This is a genomic window from Flavobacterium sp. (assembly GCF_031363805.1).
Taxonomy (GTDB): domain Bacteria; phylum Bacteroidota; class Bacteroidia; order Flavobacteriales; family Flavobacteriaceae; genus Flavobacterium.
Map to the genome: position 1 here is coordinate 1 of NZ_JANLVD010000095.1, position 18020 is coordinate 18020.

Genomic DNA, 18020 nt, shown 5'->3' on the forward strand with positions numbered 1-18020 from the left:
TATTTAAATTCCTTAGGTTCTGAAACTTTTGATCCTTTCTGGCTTTTTATCACCAAACAATCAAGTTGGATTCCTTTTTTTATATTTCTATTAGTTTTAATTTTAAAAAAAATTGGCCCCAAACAAGCTATTATTTTAATTTTATTTTTAGCCGTTCTTCTAACTGTAAATAACGAAATTACAGAGTTTTTTAAATTTACTTTTCAACGATTACGACCTTGCAATGATACTACCATCAATCATATTATCAGAAATGTAAAACCGAGTGCTTCTTTTAGTTTTTTCTCAGGTCATTCTTCAAATACTATGTCGGTTTTTGTGTTTTTATACTTAATATTTAGAAAACACTACAAATTTTTTGGTTTACTAATTTTTTGGCCTTTTGTATTTGCTTACAGCAGAATTTATTTAGGATTGCATTTCCCAACAGACATTCTTTGTGGCTATTTATGTGGTTTAATTAATGGATTTTTAACCTTTAAACTTTACAAAATATTCCACAAAAAGTACTTTCCAATTTTTTACAAAAATTTATTTTTTAAACCTCTTATTAATTGATAATTTCAAATCTTTAATTTTATTTTTAACCACATAGCCAAACATAAATTTTTTTAAAATAAGACGCTTCGCTATATATTAGTTCACATAGCTATGTAAAAAAAAATTTTCTATGAAAAATCTTTTTATTTAAAATTCTATGTGGTTAAAAAAATTGCCGGAATCAATGTTTAAAGTACACTTCAATTCAAAAAAAAGGCGAACAAACCAAAGTTCATCCACCTTTTAAAGAGAATTAAAATTATTTTGCTTCTGCAAAACGTCTTGTAACTTCAACCCAATTAATTACATTAAAAAAACCTTCAATATAATCAGGTCTTCTGTTTTGATAATTCAAATAGTAAGCATGCTCCCAAACATCAATTCCTAAAATTGGCGTTCCACCACAACCTATGCCAGGCATAAGCGTATTGTCTTGATTTGGAGTTCCACAAACTTCCAACTTGCCATCTTTCAAACAGAGCCAAGCCCAACCGGAACCAAATTGAGTAGCGCCAGCTTTCGCAAAAGCAACTTTAAATTCGGCAAAACTTCCAAAAGCACTATCAATAGCTTCAGCCAATTCGCCACTTGGCAAACCGCCGCCATTGGGTGACATCACAGTCCAAAATAAGTTATGATTGTAAAAACCTCCGCCATTATTACGAACAGCACTGTTTTTCATATCAATATTAATTAAAATATTTTCAATAGTTTTTCCTTCCATGTCAGTGCCAGCAACGGCTGCGTTCAGGTTAGTGGTATAAGCATTATGATGTTTCGTATGGTGAATTTCCATAGTTCTAGCATCAATATGTGGTTCCAATGCATCGTATGCATAAGGCAATTGCGGTAATTCGAATGACATAATTATTTAGTTTAAATGGTTTATAAATATTTTAATCAAAAATAATCATTTAACTTTGGATTTAAAATTTCAATCTGTTATAATTTCATTAAATAATTTTTTTAAAGCTATTTACTTCGTCAGTTCGCTGGCGCTCGTGTCCCGCTATTCGTTCCAATCTGTCATTGCGAGGAACGAAGCAATCTTACGATTTGATTGCTTCGTTCCTCGCAATGACAGGATTTCCACTTCTATCGGGGCTAGGGCATTAGAGACAAATTAATATTTAACATAAAATAAACTTATCGAATTAGTGAAAATTCGTGAAATTCGTGTCTAATAATGAAAACACCCGTATTCTCCATATACAACGCATCTGCTGGTTCTGGCAAAACCTATACTTTGGTCAAAGAGTATTTGAAAATCATTTTAACTTCAAAAAAAGAGGATGCTTACCGAAATATTTTGGCCATCACCTTTACCAATAAAGCAGTTTATGAAATGAAAACTCGAATTATAGACAGCTTATTCGATTTTTCAAAAGACAATCCTTCTCAAAAATCTATCGATTTAATGAATGATTTGGGTGCAGAAATTGCATTAAATCAGACCCAAATCAAAACCAAAGCGCAAACCATAATTAAAAATATAATTCACAATTATGCGGCTTTCGACATATCGACCATAGATAAATTTACACACAAAGTCATTCGTTCATTTGCTTTCGATTTGGGTTTGCCCATCAATTTTGATGTTTCTCTCGATACCGATATTTTACTTCAGGAAGCCGTAGATGCTATTGTAGCAAGAGCTGGCGAAGATGAAACTTTAACAAAATTATTGGTCGATTTTACAATGCAAAAAACCGACGATGACAAATCATGGGACATTTCGACCGAAATTCTAAATACGGGAAAATTAATTCTCAACGAGAATTACCGAGAAGAAATACTATCTTTAAAAGACAAAAGCATTCCCGATTTTATTGAATTAAAAATTAAGTTGGAAGCCATTTGCAAATCATTGGAAACAGAAAATGTAAATCTTGCCAATGAAGCCATCCTTTTAATAGAAAGTCAAAATATTGATTTGGCATCATTTTCAAGAGCAACTTTTCCAAATCATTTGGGTTTTATTCAAAAAAACGAACTCAAACCAACGCACAAAAAATTCAGAAGTGTAGAAGACATTGCCATCAATAAAAATGCAAAAGACAGAGATGTCATTGAAGGAATTGCAGACGAACTTATTTACATGCTTTACAAAGTATATAAAAATGATGAAAAGAAAGATTTTTATATTGCTTTCTTAAAAAATATCACACCGCTTTCTTTATTAAATACAGTAAGCAATGAATTGTCTAAAATTCAGGAAGATCAAAATATTTTGTCTATTTCAGAGTTCAACAAACTTATTTTTGAACACATTCAAAACCAACCAGCGCCATTTATTTACGAACGATTGGGCGAAAAATACAAACATTTTTTTATAGATGAGTTTCAAGACACCTCAGAAATGCAATGGCACAATTTAATTCCGTTAATCGATAATGCTTTGTCAAGCGAAGATTTGCAAGGAATTCAAGGTTCGTTAATGATTGTGGGCGATCCAAAGCAATCCATTTACAGATGGCGCGGCGGAAAAGCAGAGCAATTTATCGGCTTGACCAAATCCGAAAATCCGTTTAGCAACAAAGACAAATCGGTATTTAATTTGGAATCGAATTATAGAAGTTATGATCAAATAATAGATTTCAACAATGATTTTTTTAAATTCTTAGCACAAAAATTTTCAAACCAAGATTACAAAAACTTATACGAGAAAGACAGTTTTCAAAAACCAAACAACAAAAAAGGAGGCTATGTCAATATCTCTTTTATTCAGGAAATAGAAAATCAAGAAGACGATTCTTTAAGCGAATATGAAGAAGAAAATCAAGATAAAAACAATATTTATTTAAAGGCAACACTTCAAACCATTCAGAAATTGAATCTAGAAGATTTTTCATTTAGCGAAATTGTAATTCTAACCAGAAACAACAAACATGGCGTTTTGCTAGCAAATTTCTTAACATTAAACCATATTCCTGTTATTTCTTCCGAAAGTTTATTGATCGATTCTTCTTCGGAAGTTCAGTTTTTGTTAAACTTACTTCGGTATTTAAATGACAAGAATGATATTGAATCTTTGGCAAACTCATTGTATTATTTAGCAAATAATGTTGGAGAAAATATTGAAATTCATAATTTTATTCTACAAGGAATTCAGTTTAAAACTGAAATTGAAATAGAAAAATGGTTGAATAGTTTTCAGATCAATTTGTCTTTTGAAAGTATCAGAAAAAAATCTTTGTTTGAAATTTCAGAGCTGTTGGTTGCAAAATGTATTAAATCAGAAAAGGACAATGCATATGTTCAATTTTTTCTGGATTTGGTTTTGGAAAGAGAAGTAAAATACCAAATGAGTATTACAGATTTTTTAGATTTTTGGAACAAAAAAGGCTTCAAAATGAGTATTCCTGCTGCCGAAGGATCAAATGCCATTCGAATTATGACCATTCACAAATCCAAAGGATTAGAATTTCCAGTAGTTATTTTTCCATTTGCCGAGGAAGATTATAGCAGAAACAAAAGAGAAAAAATATGGCTGAATTCGGAATCAGACGAATTAAATTTTGATAAATTTTTGATTGACAAATCTAGTAAAGTGCAAGATTTTGGAGAAAATGCAGCAACAGTTTACAATCAAAAATCGCAGGAAGATTTACTTGACAATACCAATGTTTTGTATGTGGCACTGACTCGTGCCGAAGAGCAGTTGCATATTATTTCAAGTATAAAACCAAGAAACAAAGCGGGCAATTTGCCCAATAATTTGGCTTCCTCATTTATAGAATTTCTCACGGAATACAAAGATTTTAGCGAAAATATATTTTCATACGAATTCGGAAATTCAAAAAGAATTTCAGAAAAAAAACGGGAAGGTAAAAAGCAAAAAAATATCCAACCATTATTATCAGTTATAAATCCAAATGCCATTAAAATTGCACAGCGAGAAGCTTTAATGTGGGGAACGCATCAATTAAAAGCTATTGAATTTGGAAATGTATTGCATGAAATATTGTCGTTTATAAAAACGCCATCCGATGTAGATTCTGCCTTACAAACAGGTTTAGAAACTGGATTAATTACAGAAAATCAGAAGGTAGAAGTGAATAAAACTTTACAAGAAATTGTATTTCATCCAGAACTGGAAGATTTTTTCAATCCAAACGCTACAATTCTAAACGAACAAAACATCATAAAAAAAGAATTTAAAACGATTAAACCAGATAGGGTTGCCCTATTAAATAACAAAGCTTATTTGCTAGATTACAAAACTGGCAAGCACCAAGCCAAATATGAAAACCAATTAAAATATTATGAATTGGCGCTGCAAGAAATGGGTTTCGATGTTCAAAAAAAAGCGCTACTATATATAGGAGAAAATTTAGAAATAGTACATTTGTGAAATATAACTATCAGTTTTTCAAATAAACGAATCCACAAATAAACAAAACCACGCAATATGTACGGAAAAATCAAACAACACTTACAAAACGAATTAAATACAATTCAAGACAACGGAATATTTAAGAAAGAAAGAATCATTACTTCTCCACAAGGCGCAGAAATTGTGGTTAATGGAGAGACTGTATTAAATTTTTGTTCCAATAATTATTTAGGATTGTCATCGCACCCAGAAGTGATTCAAGCTGCAAAAGATACTTTAGATTCTCATGGTTTCGGCATGTCTTCAGTTCGTTTTATATGCGGAACTCAGGATATTCATAAAACATTGGAAAAAAAGATAGCTGAATTCTACGGAACCGAAGACACCATATTATACGCAGCTGCTTTTGACGCCAACGGCGGGGTTTTCGAACCATTATTGGGCGAAGAAGATTGTATTATTTCAGATAGTTTGAATCACGCTTCTATAATAGATGGTGTTCGTTTGTGCAAAGCAGCTCGTTATCGTTATGAAAATTCAAATATGGCAGATTTGGAACTACAATTAATTAAAGCAACTCAAGAAAACAGACGTTTCAAATTAATTGTTACTGATGGCGTTTTTTCAATGGACGGTTTGGTGGCGCCTTTGGATAAAATTTGTGATTTGGCAGATAAATATGATGCTTTAGTTATGGTAGATGAATGTCATGCCGCTGGATTTATAGGCGCAACTGGTATTGGAACTATGGAAGCCAAGAATGTTTTGGGAAGAATAGACATAATCACAGGGACACTAGGAAAAGCCCTTGGTGGCGCTATGGGCGGCTACACGACAGCAAATAAAGAAATAATCGAAATTTTGCGCCAACGTTCCCGACCTTATCTATTTTCTAACTCTTTAGCACCAGCTATTGTAGGAGCTTCGATCAAAGTTTTTGAATTGTTGAAAAAAGACACTTCTTTGAGAGATCAGTTAGAATGGAATACCAACTATTTCAAAACTGCCATGATAAAAGCTGGATTTGATATTATCAATGGAGATTCTGCTATAGTTCCAGTCATGTTGTACGATGCAAAATTATCACAAATAATGTCGGATGAATTACTAAAAAGAGGAATTTATGTCATAGGATTCTTTTTTCCCGTAGTTCCAAAGGACAAAGCAAGAATAAGAGTACAACTTTCGGCAGCACATACAAAAGAGCACTTAGACAAGGCTATAACTGCCTTTACAAACGTTGGAATTCAACTAAATATCATAAAAAATTAATTTTTTTCGTTTTTTATTGATTTTTTTTAACAATTCGTTTTGTAATTAATTAATTACGACTTACTTTTGTCATAATAACGTAATGTAATCAAATAAAATTTAAGTATGAAACATCTTAACAAACTTTTTGTTTCCATGTTGATGATTGCTGGGTTAAGTGCTAGTGCACAAGACAGCAACAACCCATGGGCAATATCTTTCGGAGCGAATGCTGTTAACACAAGAGCCAGTGCTTATCCAGAAGGAGCAAAATTCACTGATCGTTTTAATCAATTCTTTAATGTAGATGAGTATTGGAATATTATTCCATCTGTATCTTATTTAAGTGTAGCTAAAAATGTAGGTGGAAATTTTTCTGTTGGAGTAACAGGATCTGTAAATAAAATTACAAAATTTGTAGAATATGTTGGTCCAACTACCAATGCTGTTGCAGTAAGAGATCCAGGTCTAACCTATTACGCTGCAGACGGTACTATTAAATATAGCTTAATGAGCTTATTAGGTTCTAAAGTAATTGACCCTGCTCTTCAAATTGGTGGTGGTTATACTTGGTTGGGTAAAGAATCTGCTGGTACAGTAAATGCTGGTGGTAGTTTAACTTTCTGGTTCACAGAACAAGTTGGTTTGTCTTTACAATCTATCTACAAAAAAGCTTTCACAGACAGAATTGGATATGAAGTTCCTTCATTGTTTCAAAACTCTGCTGGTTTGACTTTCAAATTTGGTGGAAAAGATACTGACAATGATGGTATCTACGACAGAGACGATGCTTGTCCTGAAGTTGCAGGTTTAAAAGAATTCCAAGGTTGTCCTGATACTGATGGAGATGGAATCCAAGACAAAGAAGACGAATGTCCAGAAGTTGCTGGTACAAAAGAAATGAAAGGTTGTCCTGATACAGACGGAGACGGAATTGTTGATAAAAATGACGAATGTCCTGAAGTTGCTGGTTTAGCTACTTTAAATGGATGTCCTGATGGAGACGGTGATGGAATCGCTGACAATAAAGACAAATGTCCTACTGTTGCAGGTCCAAGAGATAACGCAGGTTGTCCATGGCCAGATACTGACGGAGATTCAGTTCTTGACAAAGATGACAAATGTCCAGATGTTAAAGGTACAGTTGCTAACAATGGTTGTCCAGAAGTAAGCGAAGAAGTAATCAAAAAATTGAACGACTACGCTAAAACTATCTTATTCAATACTAATAAAGCAACTTTCCAAGAGCAAACTTACCCTATCTTACAAGCTATGGTATCTATCTTAAAAGAATATCCTGCTTCAAACTTTTCATTAGAAGGTCACACTGATAGTGATGGTAAAGATGCTGCAAATCAAGTATTATCTGAAAACAGAGCTGCTGCAGTTAAAACTTACTTAATTGAAAACGGTATTGTATCTGAAAGATTATCTTCTCAAGGTTTTGGAGAAAGCAAACCAATTGCTTCAAACAAAACTAAAGCTGGTAAAGCTTTAAACAGAAGAGTAGAAGTTAAAGTGGTTAAATAATCATTTTAAAATATATTTTCAAAACGCTCCGAATTATCGGAGCGTTTTTTTTATTTTTATAAAATGATACAGCATTCATTTCTTGAAATTTTAGTCAATAAATTACTTTCTGACGATACAATAAATATTTCAAATATAATTATTGTATTGCCCAACAAAAGAGCCAAAGTTTTTTTATTAGATACATTCAAATCAAAACTCATCAATTATACACTTGCACCTCAAATTATAAGTGTAGAAGATTTTATTCAAGATATTTCAAAAATCAGAACCATTGATCCAATTGAATTATTATTTGAATTTTATGATGTATATATAAATATCACAAAAAAAGAAAAACAACAAACTTTTGAGCAATTTTCAAATTGGTCGAAAACTTTACTACAAGATTTTAACGAAATCGACCGTTATCTTTTAGCTCCAAATCATGTTTTCTCCTATCTTCAAGATATCGAAGTCATTAAACGCTGGGGAATTGAAGTTCAAGATAGAACCAAACTTATTGACAATTATTTAGAATTTTGGAAAATGCTTCCTATTTATTATGATGCATTTTACAAATATCTGAAAAATAAAAAAATTGGCTACCAAGGCTTAATTTACAGAGAAGCTGTTGGTAATTTAGATAATTTTATTTCAAAATTTGAAAAAGAAAAAATTATATTCGCAGGATTTAATGCCTTAAATAATGCAGAAGAAAGAATTGTACAAAAATTAATTTCCGAAAATTTAGCCTCTATTTATTGGGATATAGATGGTGTATTTTTAAATGATGCTTCACACGACGCTGGTTTGTTTGTTAGAAGGTTCAAAAGAACTTGGCCTCATTATAAAAATAATCCTTTTGAATGGATTGCAAATGATTTTTCCAATCAAAAAAATATAAATATTATTGGGACATCAAAATCAATTGGTCAAGCAAAAATAGTTTCAAATTTGATTAGCAATTTAATTCAAAACAATCCAAATACATCTCTTGATAAAGTTGCTATTGTTCTAAGCGAGGAAAATTTATTGATTCCAATCTTACACGCATTGCCTGAAACCGTTGGCAGTTTAAACATTACGATGGGATATGCTGCAAAAAATAATCCAGTTCAACTTCTTATATCCAATCTATTTAAAATGCATCATAATGCAATAAACAGAGGTGAAAAAAACTATGTTTTCTATTATAAGGAAGTTTTGCAAGTACTTTCAAATCCAATTATAGAATCTTATGTCAATGCTACAAAATTGATTGAAATAATTAAGCGAAACAATTATACATTCATATCGCTACAAAAAATATTATTGCTTCAAGAAAATCCGAATCCACTTTTTCTTTTGCTTTTTCAAAAATGGGATACAAAACCAGTTGAAATTGCAGAGCGATTGGCATCAATATTACTGATTATAAAATCTAATTTAGAAGTAAAATCCGAAGAAGATAAGTTGCTTAAAACTTTTTTATACGCGATTTTTAAAGTAATCAATAAATTAATAAGTTATTGTTCTAAAAATAAATACATTGATAGCATAGAAACACTTCATGCCATTTACAAACAAATTATAGATTTGGCAGAAGTATCTTTTGAAGGTGAACCACTTTCTGGATTGCAAATCATGGGTGTGCTTGAAAGTCGTGTTTTGGATTTTGAAACAGTTATCATAACTTCACTCAATGAAGGTAAATTTCCTGCAGGAAAAGCAATCAATTCTTTTATCCCTTTTGATGTAAAAAAAGAACTGGAACTGCCAACATATAAAGAAAAAGATGCCATATTTGCTTATCATTTTTATCATTTATTGCAACGTGCCAAAAATGTTTATTTAATTTATAATACTGAAAGTGATGGTTTGGATGGTGGAGAAAAAAGCAGATTTATCACCCAACTTGAAGTTGAAAAGCAAGCCAATCATGATTTGACTCATGAAATTATTCAACCGAATGTTCCCAACATTGCTTTTGATCCTATTTTGGTTCCAAAATCGGAATTGGTAATGAAAAGATTGATGGAAATTGCAACAATTAAGGGATTTTCGCCATCGGCATTGACAACCTATCTTAGAAATCCAATCCAATTTTATTTTCAAAGAGTTCTTTCTATAAGAGAATCCGAAGATGTAGAAGAAAATATCGCACTAAATACTTTGGGAACAATTATTCATAAAACGCTGGAAGAACTTTATAAACCTTTTATAAACAAAAATTTATTGGTTGATGATTTCAATACCATGCTATTGCTATTGGATGATGAAGTTTTAAAACAATTTAAAGAAATCTATAAAGAAGGTGAAGTTAAAAAAGGGAAAAATTTATTGGCTTTTGAAGTAGCTAAACGAAATGTTTTTAATTTTCTGACTGAAGAAAAAAAACAGATTGAAATAGGAATTTCAGTTAAAATTTTGGCTTTGGAAACATCTGTTGAAAGAATTTTTGAAGATCCACGCTTGCCATTTCCTATAAAAATTGCTGGAAATATTGACAGAATAGAAATTCGAAATAATAAAATTAGAATCATAGATTATAAAACGGGAAAAGTTGAATTAAAAAATGTTCAAATTGACCAATGGAATGGCTTGACTTTAAATATAAAAAATGAAAAAATAATCCAACTTTTGTGCTATGCTTTTATGTATGAAAACTATTGCAATGGAATGGAAATGGAAGTCGGTATTGTATCATTCAAAAATATGAAAGGTGGATTTTTGCCATTCGGATTCAAGGAAAATAAAGAAATTTTTACCACTATTACTTCAGAAATATTAGAAAATTTCAAAACTGAAATTATTATACTAATCAATGAAATTTTAGATAGTGAAATTGCTTTTGAAGAAAAGGTATAAATTATTGTTTAAAAAAATCCAATAAAATCAATTTCAAATCTTCTTTATTTTCAATGTGGCTCATGTGTCCATCTGGGAAAGCAACCAATTGGATAGCGGTATTTTCAATGAGTTTTTTGTTTTCTTGATAATTCAAAACTGGATCTTTTTTGCCTAAAACCAAAAGAATTGGAAATAGAGCAGATTGTAAGAAACGTGTTCTGTCTTTTCTAATTTTCATGCCTTCCTGAGCGGCAACTATCCCTTGCAGTGTCGTTTTTAAGGCTTCTAACTTTACAGACTCTATTTCATCTTCTAAAATTTCACGATTTTCTTCGCTAAATAAATTGGAAATAGACATCCGAACAAAATTTACATAATTCAATTTTACCGCTTTTATAGCTCGATTTCTATTTATTTTCCTTTCATGATTGTCTTCAAAGGATGTGGAGTTTAATAAAACTAGGCTTCCAATATTAACTGGATACATTTCGGCGAAAGCCAAAGCCACATAACCGCCCATAGAATGCCCAACAAATACAGCCTTTTCTATTTTTAAATAATCCAAAAGAGCGAAAACCATTTCTGCCTGATTTTCCATACTATGAATGTATCCCAAACATTCCGATTGACCATGACCCAATAAATCGATAGCAATAATTCTATTTTTAATCGAAAAATCTGGAATATAAAAATTCCACATTTTACTATTTTCTAGAAATCCGTGCAATAAAACTATAGCATTTCCACTTCCTGTATCCGAATAATAAATAGGTGTATTTTTATATAAAAACTTTTTCAATTTTTTTTTGGTAAAAATAACATTAAAATTTCTAGGGAAAGTTATATACTAATTACAATATTTTAGATTTTCTGTTTATATAGTATCCGTATCTTTGCAAAACAGTTTAAAATTAAAATTTTTACAATGTCTTTATCAATTCGCGATCAAAAACATAATTGGCATCCATACACACAACACAAAACCGCAAAACCTGCTATTGCTATTTTAAAAGGCGAAGGCGCATTGCTTTGGGATGAAAATAATAAGGAATATATTGATGCCATTGCTTCTTGGTGGGTGAACCCGTTTGGACATTCCAATAAATTTATTGCAGATGCCATTTACAAACAATTAACCACTTTGGAGCATGTACTTTTTGGCGGATTTACACATGAACCAGCCGTTTTACTTTCCGAAAAGTTAATGGAAATTTTACCAACCAATCAAAAAAAGATATTTTTTTCAGACAATGGTTCTACAGCCGTAGAAATCGCCATAAAAGTTGCCATGCAATATTTTTACAACAAAGGTGAAAAGAAAACAAAAATTATAGCTTTCGAAAATGCTTTCCATGGTGATACATTTGCAGCTATGGCCGCGAGTGGCATTTCGTTTTTTACGGAAGCTTTTCAAGGTTCATTAATTGAAGTTATAAGGATTCCAGTACCAACCAAAGGCAATGAAAGTATAAGTATTGAAGCCTTAGAAAATTTAGTAAAAACAAATGATTTTGCGGCATTTATTTTCGAACCTTTGGTGCAAGGTGCCGCGGGGATGGTTATGTATGAAGGATCTGAACTCGACAAATTGATTTCAATTTGCAAAAAAAACAATGTCTTTACGATTGCCGATGAAGTCATGACAGGCTTTGGCAAAACAGGCAAAAATTTTGCTTGCGATTATTTGGAACATAAACCAGATATGATGTGCCTTTCAAAAGCACTTACTGGAGGCACAATTCCCATGGCAATAACTACTTTTACCCAAGAAATTTTTGAAGGTTTTTATGATGACGATGTCAATAAAGCACTTTTCCACGGACATACATTTACAGCAAATCCTACAGGTTGCGCCGCATCGTTGGCTAGTCTGGAGCTATTGCAATCCAAAGAAATGCAGAATAATATTGTACGGATTAATAAAAATCATTTGGATTTTCAAAAACACATTCAAACACATCCAAAAGTAAAAACAACAAGGGTTTTGGGCGTTATTTTTGCATTGGAAATAAAAACCGAGAACCAAGAAAGTTACTATGGAAATCTCCGCAACAAACTGTATGATTTTTTTATAGAAAACGGCTTAATCCTTCGACCAGTTGGCAATATTGTGTATGTTTTGCCACCCTATATCATCTCAAATTTACATCTTGAAAAAATTTACAAAACCATTGAAGAAGCTTTAGAAATAGTTTAAATTTGTAGCTATTCCCGCTTTTCGTTCCAATCTTTTTTAATTTTGTCTCCTTCGACAAGCTCAGGATGACAAAATTAAAAAAGGATTTCCACTGCAATCGGGGCTAAAAAACCGTAAAAAGAATTAAAATTCACACCATCAGCATTCCATCAAATTGAATAATAAAATCGCCATAACTTCCATTTCGTCATTTTCCCCATTGGGAAATCAATCAGAATTAATTTGGGCTGAATACTTAAAAAGTACCTCTTTAATTTCTGAACAAAAATTTGGAAATCAAGTTGTTCCTGTTGCCACAATTTCTGAGGAATTAAAAAAAATGGTTTTGCAACTCAAAAAATCTGATAGCAAATACAAAAATCTAGACGATTCAGTTTTATATGGAATTTTGGCTTCTCGCGAAGCTGTAAAAAAAGCTGGTTGGAATGAAAATGATATTTTCGGAATAAATATAGGTTCTTCCCGCGGTGCCACTTCCCTATTCGAAAAACACCACCGAGAATTCTTAGAAACTGGAAAAACGCCTACATTAGCATCTCCAACCTCAACATTGGGAAATATTTCGAGTTGGGTGGCGCATGATTTGAAAAGTCAAGGTCCCGAAATATCACATTCTATTACCTGTTCAACCGCTTTACATTCGTTGCTTAATGGTGTGGCTTGGCTCAAAGCAGGCATGGCAGATAAATTTTTGGTTGGCGGAAGCGAAGCACCATTGACCGCTTTTACAATCGCTCAAATGCACGCTTTAAAAATTTATGCAAAAACAAATGATTGTCGTGCTTTCGATTTGCAAAAAACAAAAAACACCATGATTTTGGGCGAAGGTGCTGCAATGGCTTGTCTGGAAATGGGAGAAACCTACAACGCGCTCGCTTACATTGAAGGAATTGGTTATGCCACAGATATTTTGGAACACAGCATTTCAATTTCAACCGAAGCAGATTGTTTCCAAAAATGCATGAAAATGGCATTGCAAAATACTAATTTGGAAGAAGTTGACGCTATCGTGATGCATGCGCCAGGCACAATAAAAGGAGATTTGTCTGAATACAAAGCCATTCAAAAAATATTTGGACATGTTTTGCCTATGCTTACCACCAATAAATGGAAAATTGGTCATACTTTCGGTTCCTCAGGCATGTTGAGTGTAGAATTGGCTATTTTGATGATGCAACACAATCAATTTATTGGTGTTCCTTTCGTCGAAACGAAAAATGAAAAAAAATCCATCAAAAAAGTAATGGTAAATGCTGTTGGATTTGGAGGAAATGCGGTGAGCGTTTTGCTGAGTTTGTAGTTTTTTATTAAGGGCTTCGACAAGTTAAGTGCGAAAATTATCAAATTCATATTTTATTGAAATGCTGACTATTATGTTGCTGTCAGTCTGAGATTGTCGAAGACCTTTCTTATTTACAATTTAAAACCACTTCGACAAGCTCAGTGTGACAATTGCTTCATTTGTTGCTTTATTGTAATGTACATTATTACATTACTGTCAATCTGAGCTACGCCTGTACTGACGAAGGAAGTATCGAAGACCTTTCTTATTTACAATTTAAAACCACTTCGACAAGCTCAGTGTGACAATTGCCTAAATTCAAATTTTATTGAAATGCTGATTATTATTTCGCTGTCAGTCTGAGCTTGTCGAAGACCTATCAATATTGCCTCCAAATTGCGTATAGTTTTTAGAATATAAAATAAGTTTATCCCAATTCTCAGATATTAAAGCTTCTTTTTTTCTTCTACTCCAACCTTTTATTTGCTTTTCGATTGAGATTGCATTGTTTACATCATTAAAAGTTTCAAACCAAACCAAAGTCAAAGGTCTTTTGTCATGTGTATAAGCTTTTTTGTTTAAGCTTTGATTATGTTCTTCTAATCGTCTTTCTAAATCATTAGTAAATCCAGTATAGTAAGATTCATCATTGCATTTTAAGATATATACAAAATATGTTTTCATATGTTTTATTTGATATTTAAAAAAAGTACTTTGATACTTCCTTCGTCAGTACAGGCGTAGCTCAGTGTGACAGTTGTCTTAGTTGATGTTTTATTTTAATTTTGATTATTGTATTATTATAATGTTGACTGATACCTTAATGCCAGTCTGAGCTAGCTTGTGCTGACGGAGGAAGTAAAGACCCCAATTCCTTCAACTTCTCATAAACCAAATTACTCTCAAAACCTTTTCGCAACATAAAATCGCAAAATTTCTTTTTCTTTTTTAAAAGATTGGTTTCCCGAATTGTTTCCCAATGATGGTCTGCTAGTTTATGAAAAGTTTCGAGATATTCCGCTTCGGTGAATTCTTTTATCGCTTTATCAATATTATACTTTGAAATGTTACGAAATTTTAATTCGTTGATGATTCTTATTTTGCCCCAAAATTTAATACGGTGTTTGCCACGAGCAAAACTACATGCAAAACGCTCTTCGTTGAGGAAATTATTTTGGATAAGATGCACAACAATAGTATCAATAACTTGCGGAATCATTTTGAGTTCATACAGTTTTGAGACCACTTCTTGGTGGCAACGCTCTTGGTAACTGCAATAATATTCCAATTTCTGAGTCGCTTCTTGAACGGTATATGTTTTGTTTGTTGGGGTTTTCAAAACTTAACTTTTTATTAATGTAAAAAAATAGGCTAAATTATCAAAATTCTTACAATGTTTATATATTTGTATGCTATATTTCTTAGATTTAAGTTCCTTTTTTAATGCTTAAAACAAAACTACTATGAAAACTAAACTATTTTTTTTAATAATGTTTTCAACCATATGTTGGGGACAAGTCAATATGACTACCACAGGAAATTACAATCAAAACTTTAATACATTAATTAATACAGGTTCTGGTACTTGGATAGATAATTCAACAATAGCTAATTGGTACTCCCAAAGAAGTGGAACTGGAAGTGCATACGATGCTGGAACAGGCACAAGTAATGTAGGTGATTTATATAGTTTCGGAATAGCATCAGGTAATCCCGAAAGAGCACTAGGAGCAGTTAGTTCAAATGGAGCCGCCGCTGGTGATTTCGCGCATGGATTATTACTAAGGAATACATCATCAAATACAATAACCAGTCTAACTGTTTCATACACAGGGGAACAATGGAGAAATTCTGGAGCTGCTAATGCACAAACAGTAGCCTTTTTTTATAAAATCTCATCTTCAACAATTGCAACTTTAAATCTAAACAATAATATAGGATGGATAGGTGTAACTGGTTTGGATTTTACTAGTCCAATAACAGGACCAGTAGGCGGTTTATTAGATGGCAACAATCCAATTAATCAGGTTATAAAAACAAATATTGCAATTCCAAGTTTAAGTTTGGGAACCAATCAATATATAATGATAAAATGGGAAGATCCAGATCATACAAATGCTGATCATGGTATGGCAGTTGACGATGTCACAGTCAATTGGACTGTTACATGCGCATCTACAACAACCTGGAATGGTACGACTTGGAATAATGGCGCTCCAAACCTAACTACATCAGCTATAATCGATGGAAATTACGACACAACAACAAATGGTAATTTTACTGCTTGCAGTTTGGTTATCAATCCTACTTTTTCTTTGGTAGTCACCGCTAATAATTATATTGAAATTGAAAATGATATTACCAACAATGGTGTTTTAGATATTTTAAATAATGGATCATTGGTACAAATTAGCAACAGTGCCACAAATACTGGAAATATAGCTATGAGTCGTGTAGCTAAAATTAGACTTTTAGACTATGTTTATTGGTCTTCTCCTGTTGCAAACTTTCCCCTTGCAAATATTTCACCTGCTACACCAGCCAATTATTTTTGGAGATGGAATGCCAATGTTGGCAATCCAAATGGTGGTCAAGGAAATTGGGAAAATGCCTCTGGAAATATGGTCATAGGAAAAGGTTACGCCGTTCGAGGACCAAATGCATGGAATGCTTCTATTCCAACAGATTATCCAGCAACTTTTACAGGAATTCCCAACAATGGTATTTATTTAGCAACTATAAATAGAGGAAATATTACAGCTCCTACTACAACGGGCAGTAATAGTAACGTTTATAGCAATTTTGCCGATAATTGGAACTTGGTTGGAAACCCATATCCATCAGCAATTGATGCCAAAGCCTTTTTAAGCTTGTCTCCTCAAAACGATATTATCGAAGGTTCTGTAAGAATGTGGACTCATGGAAATCTTCCAAGTGTTTTAAATCCAAATCCTTTCTATAATAGTTTTGTATCAAATTATACCTCGGCTGATTATATTACTTACAATGAAACTGGGGCTTCAATCCAAAATGGATTTAATGGTTTAATCGCAGCGGGTCAGTCCTTTTTTGTTTTAATGAACGATGGTAGTGGCTTAATTAGCTCAGTGACTTTTAACAATGCTATGCGTAGTAAATTATATGATAACAGCCAGTTTTATAAAAACACCAATGATGATAAAAATGTTACAGGAAACATAGAAAAAAATAGAATTTGGTTAGATATTGTAGCTCAAAATGGGGAAGTAGCAAGAACACTTGTCGGATATGTTAATGGTGCCACACCAGCCAAAGATAGAATGTATGATGCCTATTCTAGCTATAAACCAGAACTGAATATTTTTTCTTTAATTGGCGAAGAAATCATGATCATTCAAGGAAAGGGTTTGCCTTTTGAAAATTTGGATACCGTAGCTATTGGAATTAAAGTGCCTACAAACGGAAGTTACACTATTGCTATTAATGCTGTTGATGGATTATTTGCAAACCAGACTCAAACCATTTATTTGGAAGATAAAATGCTAAATACAATTCATAATTTAAGTATTTCTCCTTATACTTTTGATGCAGTTCAGGGAATAAATAATAATCGTTTTATATTGCGCTACACTGATTTTGCTTTATCAAATACAAATTTTGATTCTTTGAATAATTCGGTTTCGGTTTTTTCATCAAATAACAGTATAAAAATAAATTCTCACCTTGAGAATATTAAAAATTATACAGTTTACGATGTTTTGGGAAGAACACTAGTTTCAAAAAACAGCTTGAACACAAAACAATCAGAAATTAATTCATTGTTAAAAAACAACCAAGCATTAATTGTCAAGGTTACTTTACAAAATGATGAAGTAATAACCAAAAAACTGGTTTTCTAGATTTTCTGAAAATATTTTTTATGTAAAAAAGACCCACAGTTATTAAAAATCTGTGGGTCTATTTTGTTTTATACTACTTAAGAACTCCAAATATTTATTACATAAATTATGTCTTAAAACACGCAAATAATTTAAGTCAATATTTTTAATTGAATAGTTATTTTTCTAAAACTCCTCACTAATAAATAGTTACAT

General features: G+C 32.1%; 12 protein-coding genes. 8 read left to right on the plus strand and 4 right to left on the minus strand.

The window, feature by feature from the left end:
- Positions 1-558: phosphatase PAP2 family protein (locus tag RMN92_RS05675; protein WP_309608497.1), on the plus strand; the 558-nt coding region annotated here is incomplete at its 5' end.
- Positions 559-799: 241 nt separating this feature from the next.
- Here RMN92_RS05675 and RMN92_RS05680 read toward each other — a convergent pair.
- Entirely contained in the window at positions 800-1405 is a 606-nt protein-coding gene (locus RMN92_RS05680; protein WP_309608498.1) for a superoxide dismutase, read from the minus strand.
- 321 nt (positions 1406-1726) lie between these two features.
- Here RMN92_RS05680 and RMN92_RS05685 point away from each other — a divergent pair, with 321 nt between their 5' ends.
- From RMN92_RS05685 to RMN92_RS05700, 4 genes are all read left to right on the plus strand, one after another.
- Positions 1727-4894: a UvrD-helicase domain-containing protein gene (locus tag RMN92_RS05685; protein ID WP_309608499.1), complete on the plus strand. Its 3168-nt coding sequence runs from the start codon at positions 1727-1729 to the stop codon at positions 4892-4894.
- 57 nt (positions 4895-4951) lie between these two features.
- Positions 4952-6148 carry a glycine C-acetyltransferase gene (gene kbl / locus RMN92_RS05690; RefSeq protein ID WP_309608500.1) on the plus strand — a complete coding sequence of 399 codons (1197 nt, stop codon included), beginning with the start codon at positions 4952-4954 and terminating at the stop codon, positions 6146-6148.
- Between the two features lie 105 nt (positions 6149-6253).
- Positions 6254-7657 (plus strand): OmpA family protein, encoded by a 1404-nt coding sequence (locus RMN92_RS05695; protein WP_309608501.1) that lies wholly within the window; start codon positions 6254-6256, stop codon positions 7655-7657.
- 63 nt (positions 7658-7720) lie between these two features.
- Positions 7721-10486, plus strand: coding sequence for a PD-(D/E)XK nuclease family protein (locus RMN92_RS05700; protein ID WP_309608502.1), 2766 nt, complete (start codon positions 7721-7723; stop codon positions 10484-10486).
- Between the two features lies 1 nt (position 10487).
- On the opposite strand, the gene RMN92_RS05705 is transcribed toward RMN92_RS05700, so the two are convergent.
- On the minus strand, positions 10488-11267 hold the full coding sequence (locus tag RMN92_RS05705; RefSeq protein ID WP_309608503.1) for an alpha/beta hydrolase: 780 nt from the start codon (positions 11265-11267) through the stop codon (positions 10488-10490).
- A 126-nt stretch (positions 11268-11393) separates the two neighbouring features.
- On the opposite strand from RMN92_RS05705, the gene bioA reads away from it, so the two are divergent.
- Both bioA and RMN92_RS05715 read left to right on the plus strand, forming a co-directional pair.
- Entirely contained in the window at positions 11394-12665 is a 1272-nt protein-coding gene (gene bioA, locus RMN92_RS05710) for an adenosylmethionine--8-amino-7-oxononanoate transaminase (protein ID WP_309608504.1), read from the plus strand.
- A 154-nt stretch (positions 12666-12819) separates the two neighbouring features.
- Complete coding sequence (locus RMN92_RS05715; RefSeq protein WP_309608505.1) at positions 12820-13965, plus strand: beta-ketoacyl synthase N-terminal-like domain-containing protein; 1146 nt, start codon at positions 12820-12822, stop codon at positions 13963-13965.
- 336 nt (positions 13966-14301) lie between these two features.
- On the opposite strand, the gene RMN92_RS05720 is transcribed toward RMN92_RS05715, so the two are convergent.
- Both RMN92_RS05720 and RMN92_RS05725 read right to left on the minus strand, forming a co-directional pair.
- Positions 14302-14631: a GIY-YIG nuclease family protein gene (locus RMN92_RS05720; protein ID WP_309608506.1), complete on the minus strand. Its 330-nt coding sequence runs from the start codon at positions 14629-14631 to the stop codon at positions 14302-14304.
- Between the two features lie 136 nt (positions 14632-14767).
- Positions 14768-15286, minus strand: coding sequence for a regulatory protein RecX (locus RMN92_RS05725; protein ID WP_309608507.1), 519 nt, complete (start codon positions 15284-15286; stop codon positions 14768-14770).
- A gap of 124 nt (positions 15287-15410) precedes the next feature.
- Between RMN92_RS05725 and RMN92_RS05730 the strand changes: the two genes are divergently transcribed.
- Positions 15411-17825 carry a T9SS sorting signal type C domain-containing protein gene (locus tag RMN92_RS05730; RefSeq protein ID WP_309608508.1) on the plus strand — a complete coding sequence of 805 codons (2415 nt, stop codon included), beginning with the start codon at positions 15411-15413 and terminating at the stop codon, positions 17823-17825.
- Positions 17826-18020: the final 195 nt, after the last annotated feature.